General features: G+C 67.1%; 7 protein-coding genes. 2 read left to right on the plus strand and 5 right to left on the minus strand.

The genetic code is table 11. From position 1 onward, the window contains the following. Positions 1–35: 35 nt before the first annotated feature. The 3 genes from rnhA to A5698_RS06630 are packed head-to-tail and all read right to left on the minus strand — an operon-like array spanning position 36 to position 2,615. Positions 36–488 carry a ribonuclease HI gene (rnhA, locus tag A5698_RS06620; RefSeq protein ID WP_068294695.1) on the minus strand — a complete coding sequence of 151 codons (453 nt, stop codon included), beginning with the start codon at positions 486–488 and terminating at the stop codon, positions 36–38. 35 nt (positions 489–523) lie between these two features. Next, on the minus strand, positions 524–1,171 hold the full coding sequence (locus A5698_RS06625) for a VOC family protein (protein ID WP_068294698.1): 648 nt from the start codon (positions 1,169–1,171) through the stop codon (positions 524–526). Positions 1,172–1,193: 22 nt separating this feature from the next. Beyond that, positions 1,194–2,615 carry a sugar porter family MFS transporter gene (locus A5698_RS06630; RefSeq protein WP_286144359.1) on the minus strand — a complete coding sequence of 474 codons (1,422 nt, stop codon included), beginning with the start codon at positions 2,613–2,615 and terminating at the stop codon, positions 1,194–1,196. A gap of 251 nt (positions 2,616–2,866) precedes the next feature. Between A5698_RS06630 and A5698_RS06635 the strand changes: the two genes are divergently transcribed. Beyond that, complete coding sequence (locus A5698_RS06635) at positions 2,867–5,869, plus strand: serine/threonine-protein kinase (RefSeq protein ID WP_068294701.1); 3,003 nt, start codon at positions 2,867–2,869, stop codon at positions 5,867–5,869. Here A5698_RS06635 and A5698_RS06640 read toward each other — a convergent pair. Then, entirely contained in the window at positions 5,862–6,473 is a 612-nt protein-coding gene (locus A5698_RS06640; RefSeq protein WP_067081832.1) for an FHA domain-containing protein, read from the minus strand. The genes A5698_RS06635 and A5698_RS06640 overlap by 8 nt on opposite strands. A gap of 56 nt (positions 6,474–6,529) precedes the next feature. Next, a complete protein-coding gene (locus tag A5698_RS06645) occupies positions 6,530–7,516 on the minus strand; it encodes a hypothetical protein (RefSeq protein WP_068294704.1) in 987 nt (328 codons plus the stop codon). Between the two features lie 238 nt (positions 7,517–7,754). On the opposite strand from A5698_RS06645, the gene A5698_RS06650 reads away from it, so the two are divergent. After that, positions 7,755–8,439: AraC-like ligand-binding domain-containing protein (locus tag A5698_RS06650; RefSeq protein WP_502688881.1), on the plus strand; the 685-nt coding region annotated here is incomplete at its 3' end.

Raw genomic sequence — 8,439 nt, forward strand, 5'->3', positions numbered from 1 at the left:
CTGAGGCAGGACCCGCCGCGTGCAACCACCAGCGGTCAGTGCGCCGCTAGCAGGGCTTCCTGTATCCCGCGCGTCGCGAGCACGTCGGCAAGCTCGTTGTCGGCGACGCCCGAATGGCCCTTCACCCAGAACCACTCGACCCGATGCGGCCTACACGCCAGCCGCAGCCGTTGCCACAGGTCGACGTTTTTCACGGGCTGCTTGGCCGCGGTCATCCAGCCGTTGCGCTCCCAGCCGAGCACCCACTTCGTGATGCCGTTGCGGACGTACGTGCTGTCGGTGCTCAGGTGCACCACCACCGGACGGGTCAACGCCTCCAGCGCCATGATCGGGGCGGTCAACTCCATGCGGTTGTTACTGGTCTGCGCCTCGCCGCCGTACATCTCGCGCACATGCGTGCGTTGACGCAGCACCGCGCCCCAGCCGCCGGGCCCGGGGTTGGGCCGACACCCGCCGTCCGTATGGATCACCACGACGTCGTCTGCCATGGCCAGAGAATAGGCAACGGCGTCGAGTCGACGGCTCAGCGACGCGCGGGGGCCGAGATCATCGCCGTGCGGACCGACATGCCGAACGCCTGATGCCGCAGTGTGGTGATCAGTCGTCCGGGCTGCACGGCGTCCTTGACGGGTGCGGTCCGGTCGCCGAAGAACGCCGCGGTCACGTCGATGTCGGCGACGACGTAGGTGATCCCCCAGAGCGTCGACGGTGCTTCGCGCGTGGTGCCCGGAGAGCCGACGACCTCGACGATCACCTCGCCGAACCGGAAGAAGACCTGGCGGATCGGATTGCCGCCCAATTCACCGTCGCGTTCTCGTCGCGGCGCGACGCCGATGCCCGTGAACGCCTGGACGGTCCGGTCCAAATCGGGGGAGAGCACGACGACGTGGTCGATGGCGGTGACACCGTTGGCATGTTCGGCGCCCGAGGTGGGCGGCGCGTTCGATGCCGTCGTCGGGATTCCGTCGACTTCGGAAAGTGCGGCGTCCGAGGGCAATCCGCTCAACGACCACCCGGCCATTCCGCTGCCCCCGTCCGAGCCGACCAACCGGACGCGCACACCGCCCACTCGGCAGGTGTCATCCGCGTCAACCGTGAATCCGGCGCGACTCCAGGCATCGGCCGGATCGGCGACCACGATCTCGTCGACGGTGACGGCTGCCGATGACACCGCTCGAGTATGACCCCGTCGGTCAGCGGGCGAAATCGGCGGGGCGGAACTGGCCGTTGCTCAGCTTGCGTTCGATCTCCTCGAGGCTTCTCCCCGTCAGGTCGGGCATCCGGAAGTAGACGAAAATCCATGCGGCCACGTTGAACAACCCGTAGAGCCACATGGTCGGCCCCACCTCGATCGCGTTGATCAAAGACAACAGGGTGAGCGTGATGATCAGGTTGGTGCCCCACAGCGCCGCGGACTGCGCGGCGGTGCCGGCCGGCCGCACCGCCAGCGGATAGGTCTCGGATCCGGTCAGCCATCCCATCAACTGCAACCCGCCCGCGTTGAAGAGCATGAACACGATGAGGCAAACGATGATGAACGGCACGGAATCCCGCCCGCTGTTGCCGGTGACGAACAACGTGCCCAGGACGAAAAGGCTCAGCGCCGCACCGGGAATCATGATCAGCGTGAGCCGCCTGCGGCCGACCCTGTCGATGATGGACAGCCCGACGAGCTGAGCCACCAGATAACTCACGCCGAGCCCCACCGACACCTGCAGCGCGACCGATTCCGAGAATCCGTTGTCGGTCAGGATCGTCGGCGAGTAGTAGATGATCATCTCGATACCGCTGAGTTGAGTGAAAATCGCTATGCCACAACCGAGTATGAGTGCCGGGCGCACCCACCGCGCGCGCAGTCCCGGCCATCCCCGTGTCTTGGCGGTCTCCTCTTTGCGTACCAATTCGGCCATCTCGTCGAGTTCGCCCTCGATGTCGTAGCCCGACGGTCGGACCCGGTCCAACACGTCACGCGCCGTATCGCGATTGTGGTTCTTGACCAACCACCGGGGGCTCTCCGGCAGCCGCAGCAGCAGACCGAACATGATCGCGGCGGGGACCGCGGCGATACCGATCGACCATCTCCACGGAATCGACTCCGTCGCACCGACGATGGTCGCGATCACGATCCCGACCCCGATCGCGATCTGGAAGCAGAGCACGAGCCGGCCCCGGTACTTCGGCGGCGCCAGTTCCGCGACGTACATGGGCGCGGTCTGCGTCGCCCCGCCGACGGCGAAGCCCAGGACCAGCCTTCCGAGCGACAACAACTCCGGGTTGGGGGAGACCGCGCACCAGAGCGCGCCGACGACGAACAGGACGCCGAGCATCAGCAGCGTGCCCTTGCGGCCGCGTTTGTCGGACAGGTAGCTGCAGACCAGGGCTCCGATGACCGCCCCGAGCAGGATGCTGGCGGCGATCAGCTGCTTCCACCCCTCGGCGATGCCGAAGTCCTTCGTGATCTGCAGCAGCGCCCCGGAGATGATGCCGGTGTCGTAGCCGTAGAGCATCCCGGAGACTGCCGACACCAGTGCGACGATGACGACAGCTCCGGTCAGTTGTCCCGGTGTCTTGGCTCGCGCGTCATCCGAGCGTTCGGTGTCGGTGGCACTCATCAGCCGCGGCTCCTTGAATTCATGAAGGTGCGGCACCGTGTTACCCGAGCCGGAGAAAACGCAAACTCGCAGGTGCGCGGGGTCGCGTATCGCGGCGCCGGCACCGGCGTGCCTCTGGGCAATGCGCTGACCCTTTGCCGCCCATACGTCGCGGTACGGCATCGAAGATGGAACTGTCGAAATCCGGCGTCGCAAATGCGCTTGCTCGGTACTTTGAAGCGAACGTTCGGCATTTCACCTGAGGGCGGTGGCATATGGCCGGGGGAATAGCGACTGAGCTGACGGCCGCCGGGTTCACCGAGGCGGTCGAGATCGGCCGCGGCGGCGGTGGCGTCGTCTACCGCTGCTACCAGCAGTCGCTGGCGCGAAGCGTCGCGATCAAGGTGCTCGCATCCGACCTCGACGAAGACGACCGCGAACGGTTCTTCCGCGAGGGTTACGCCATGGGCGCTCTCTCCGGCCACCCCAACATCGTCAACATCCTGCAGGTCGGTGTGACCGAGAGCAATCGGCCGTTCATCGTGATGCCCTACCACCGCGAGGGCTCGCTGGCGGAGCGGCTGCGGCGGGAGGGCCGAATCGCGTGGCCCGAAGCGTTGCGCATCGGCGTGAAGCTCTGCGGCGCACTGGAAACCGCGCATCGAACGGGCACCCTGCACCGCGATATCAAACCGGCCAACGTTCTCTTCAACGATTACGGCGAACCACAACTCAGCGACTTCGGAACCGCCCGGATCGCCGGCGGATACAAGACGGTGACCGGTTTCTTCACCGGCACGCTGTCCTACACCGCGCCGGAGGTGTTGGAGGGAAACCCGCCGACCGTCGAGGCCGATGTCTACTCGCTCGGCGCGTCGATCTATGCGCTGATCGCGGGCAAACCCCCGCACGAGCGCAAGAACGACGAGGATCTGATCGCGCACTATTTGCGGATCACCTCCACGCCCGTGCCGGATCTGCGTCCCCAGGGCATCCCCGCCGACGTGTGCGCCGCGATCGAGAAGGCGATGGCCCGCAAACCCTCCGACCGCTACGCGTCGGCGGCGGATTTCGGTCACGAACTGCAGCTGGCGCAGCGCCACAACGGGTTGACCGCGGACGCAATGGCGCTCAGCGAGCCGAGTGCGGCGCAGGAGCAGCCGGAAGGCACGCAGGGCGCGGCCGTTTCGGAACTGGTCGAGCCGTCGGTCTCCGCACCGGCCGAACCCCTTCGGTCGGCGCCGCGCACGCCAGCTACATCGGGAGATCCCGACGCGCCCGCGCCCGAACCCGGGATGTTCGCGCACACCGCGTCGATCAGCCAGTCGAGCCTGCCCTGGCAGCTGCCGCCCGGCGTGCGGCCCGACCAAGCGGCGGACACGCCGCCGAGGAGGAACGGTCGGAAGCGGGCGCTGATCGTGTCCGGCGCGATCGTCGCGGTGCTGCTGCTGGTGATCAGTGGTGTCTTCGTCGTCACTTCGACGCGCGACGACGGCGGCGGCCAAACCGCCGCGCCCGCGCAGCAGGTCGCCGAGGCGCAGCCGGCCTGGCGGCCGGTCGCCGACGCGAGGGTCGCCCGCGACGCCGTGGCCGCGACCCAGGCCGACGGCACGATCTGGGTCTTCGGCGGCCTCGGCGCCGACGACCGCGTCAGCGGTAAGCACGAGGGCTACGACCCCGCCATCGACAGCTGGAAGAGCGGCGAGGATCTTCCGGTTCCCGTGCAGCGTGCGATGGCGGTGACGTGGCGGGAGAACCCGGTCGTGCTCGGCGGCTGGCGTACCGAGGGCAACGACGCAAAGGTCGCGACCGACCGCGTGTGGCGGGTCGTCAACAGCCGCTGGACCGAACTGCCGCCGCTGTTACAGCCTCGAGCGGCCGGCGCCGCCGCTGTGGTCGGGGACCGGATCATCGTCACCGGCGGCGTGGACTCTTCGGGAAAGCTGCTCAACACCACGGAGGTGTTCGACGGCACCGCTTGGAAGCTCGGCGCCCCCATTCGGACTCCGCGTCAGATGTTGAGCGCGGCGTCCGACGGTAAGCGGGTGTACGCGATGGGCGGCACGGCCGGCACCGCCGATGTGGCCACTGTCGAGGCATACGACCCGGCCGCCGATTCCTGGGCCGCCATGCCCGAACTTCCCGAGGCGCGAAGCGATTTCGGTGTTGCCGCCACCGACGAACGGCTGGTGGTGGTCGGGGGGACGTCGGCAGGGCAGGTCCTCAAGACCGTCCTCGCGTTCGACCTCGCGACGACGACCTGGTCCGGCCTCCCGGACATGGGCACCGCACGCCACGGCATGGCGGTCGAGGCGGTGGGTAATCGTGTATACGCGATCGGCGGATCGACCGATATCGGCGATGGCAAGATCACCGCGTCGGCTGAAACGCTGAAACTGCCTGCGCGCCAACCTCAACCCGCCGCCGAATGGCGCGCTCTACCGGACGCGCCGACACCGCGTCTGATGACGGCGTGGAGCGTGCTCGGCGACCAGATCTGGATCGCGGGCGGTATCCGCGAAGGTGAAACCCTCGACACCGTCGAGAGTTTCGACCCGCGAACCGGCAAGTGGCAGACCCAACCGCCGCTGCCGGTTGGGCTGCACCACGCGACGGGTGCGACCTACAACGGGGACTTCGTCGTCCTCGGCGGCGCCACCGACAACATCGGAGAGCCGTCCGACAAGGTGTTCGCGCTGCGTGACGGCAAGTGGACCGAACTCGCTGCGTTGCAACACGGCCGGGCCGGGGCCGCAGCGGCAGTGGTCGGAGACAAGCTCGTCGTCGTCGGCGGCCAGAGCGACAAACAGCTCGTCGTGCCGACCGAAGTGTTCGACGGTGAATCCTGGACGCAGGCCGCCGACATGCCCACGCCGCGCGAACATCTGGCCGCCTTGTCGGACGGCACCTACGTCTACGCCGTGGGCGGTCGGTCGTTGAGCGCCGACGAGAACACCGCGGCATTCGAGCGTTTCGACCCGGCCAGCGGTGAATGGACGAAGCTGCCGGACATGCCGACTCCGCGCGGAAGCTACGGCGCCGCCTTCATCGACGGCCGGATCGTCGCGGTGGGCGGCGAAGAGCCGACCCGCGTGCTGGCGACGGTCGAGATGTACGACATCGGCAACGGCAGGTGGACGACGGTGGCGCCGATCGGAACTCCGGTGCACGGTCAAGTGGTGGCCGCGGTCGGGGAGACGGTGTATTGCATCGGAGGCGCCGACCGCCCGACCCACGAGGGCCCGGTCGCCACTGTCGAGGCTCTCGACTTCACGTAGCGCGCAGTTGCGCGAGCGTCACGGCGCCGCGCCGCAATGCCTCGTTGGCCAGCCTGACCCGCCGGTCGCCTTCGGCGGGGATGGCGAACTTGTCGTAGAGGTTCTGCAGATGCTGTTTGACCGCGGCCTCGGTGACGAACAGTTCACCTGCCATTCGGCGGACCGAGGCGGGTTCGGGGAACGGGTCGTCGGACACCAGCGGCCGGCACAGGACGATGAGCACGTCGAGTTCGCGGTGGGTCAGCCTCGGCGGGGGCTCGACGCCCTGAGCCGTGACCGTCTCCTCGTCGAGCTTGCCGTCCGCGCTGTCCCTGACCTCCCAGAAGATCAGCCGTGACTTGCCGAGGCGCACCTCGTCGCCGGACCGCAGCACACGTTCGGCGGTGATCCGCTCACCGTTGAGAAAGGTCCCGTTGCGGCTCCCGAGATCCCTTATCGACCAAGCGAACCCGAGGTTCTCCAGCACGGCGTGCAACCGTGAGACGGTCTCGTCGTGCTGCAGCGACACCGCGTTGGTCGTGGCCTTACCGAGGGTCACCCGGTCACCGCTGAGCGGAACCAGCTCCCGCCCCGACGGTCTCGAGATTTCCAGGTGCGACGACATGGGACCTCCTATCCAGGCAATTCTGGCTCAGACAGGAGGTCTCTGGTCGACGAACGCTACGGCCGGTTGGTGAACATCTTGTAGGCGCGAACGACCCGCCTGGCCGGTGCCGTCTCGAACAGTGGCGGCCAGGGCCATTCGTTGCGGTCGCGTCCACGCGGCGCCTTGAGGAACGCCAGACCCAGCACCAGCCCGAAGATCAAGTGCCCGACCAGGGTGATCGTCACGGTCGCGACGTTCAGCGGAAACATCATCTCCTCGCCGCGCGGGGCCAGCGCGACCGTTGCCATCAGCCCGGCCCACGTCGGGAACACCGCGAAGGCGACCGACGCCAGCACCGCGTAGACGTTCTTCCACCGGTCGATGCCCAGCGCGAACGCGACGACGAAGAACGCGACGCCCAGCCCGCCGCCGTCGCCGATGTAGCGCCAGACATAACCGACCGCTGCGCTGCCTGCCGTGTCGGGCTCACCGGTGACGAACGATCCCATCACCGGGATGAAGTCGCCCATCAGGCCCAGCACGTGCACCGCGAACAGCCGAGCGGCGTCGTAAACGATGCACGCCACCATGCCTGCGATCAGGCCGCGTCCGACAAAGATGTCCATCCGGTGCGGGGCAAAGGCGATCAGCGCACCCAGCACTGCGCACAGTGCGATGACGATGATCGACGTGACGTTCTGGGGGACCAGCCCGAACACGTCGACCGAGATGCCCAGGATCGGCATGGACGCCAGCAGCATCACCAGCGAGAGCCGCGCGATATCCCACTTGGTCGGCGCCTTCTTGACCGCGCTCAAGTTGACGTAGCGCTGCCTCACTGTGTTGGTCACCTTGGCGACGACAGGGAGGTCGATCGGGCGCAGCCGCACCGTCTTGCCGTCGAAGGCGCTGGTGGCCTTCGGCAGGGGCTTGGCTTGCGGGGCGATCGGGCGCAATCGCGTGGTCCTGGCGTCGCTGCGCGTGACCGGCAGGTCGCCGAGGCGCAGCCGCAGGGTCTCGTCGCGGGCGGACTTGTTCGTACCGGTGGCTGTCGTGGTCATCGGTTCCTCGAGTCATCAGTTATAGGGACGCGTCAATGCTCGCGAGCACCGACAGGCCGCGAAATCGCCCGCGAGTGAGCTTTCTGCCCAATGAGGGAAGGGATTTCTATCCGCGGGGTAAGGGGCGGAGGCGACGCGCGGGCAGCGGATTCTCTTTCGTTTCGAGACCCTTCCGCTGGGTATGCTCCAAACCACTGGAGCTGAGACAACAGCTTCGCTCTGCGCCTCCCTTCATGAGGTGAGCAACATCAGTACTTCAATCGACGAGACGTGCCGACTCAAGCGCTCACAGGTCGAGATCAGCAAGCCAGCCGATGCCGCCGAGTTCCTCGAGGACATCTACGGCGTCAAGATGAGGCTGTCGCACAAGGCTCCGCCACACTGTGAAGGGCCGATACTCTCCCATGCCCGCGCCACAGTCGGTCCGCTGACCCTTGACGAGATAACTGTCGTCGGCCAGGCAGAAATACGTCCGGATCCTCTGAACAGAGTGGCCGTTATCTGGCCAACCGCGGGCCGGATCGCCAGCGCGTGCGATGGCATCAGAACCGAAGTTGCGGCGGGCGAGGTGGCGATGCTGGCTCAACCGCATCTGCCGCACACGGCGCTCTTTGAGAATGCTCATTTCACGGCGGTGCTCATCGATGCCCGCGTCGCTGCCGGCGTGGCGGCAGGACTCCCCGGTTCGTGTGCGCCGCTGCCGATTCGCTTCAGCAGCTTCTCGCCGGTGGACGACGCCGCCGCGCAGCTGTGGAAAAACACGGTCCGCTACGTGAAGGACAGCGTGCTCTCAGACGATTCGCCCGCAACGCCGGTGCTTGTCGAGCAGGCCAGTCGACTGATGGCAGCGGTCACGCTCGAAACTTTCCCCAACACGGCGACGGCGTGTCCGAGTTTGCATCTCCGCGGCGAAAGTCAGCCGG

The sequence above is a fragment of the Mycobacterium sp. E136 genome (assembly GCF_001666865.1).
In the GTDB taxonomy this organism is placed as follows: domain Bacteria; phylum Actinomycetota; class Actinomycetes; order Mycobacteriales; family Mycobacteriaceae; genus Mycobacterium.

Excerpts from the sequence above, each read along its gene's own strand:
- rnhA (WP_068294695.1), bottom strand. The coding sequence starts at position 488 with ATGGCAGACGACGTCGTGGTGATCCATACGGACGGCGGGTGTCGGCCC.
- A5698_RS06635 (WP_068294701.1), top strand. The coding sequence starts at position 2,867 with ATGGCCGGGGGAATAGCGACTGAGCTGACGGCCGCCGGGTTCACCGAG.
- A5698_RS06640 (WP_067081832.1), bottom strand. The coding sequence starts at position 6,473 with ATGTCGTCGCACCTGGAAATCTCGAGACCGTCGGGGCGGGAGCTGGTT.
- A5698_RS06645 (WP_068294704.1), bottom strand. The coding sequence starts at position 7,516 with ATGACCACGACAGCCACCGGTACGAACAAGTCCGCCCGCGACGAGACC.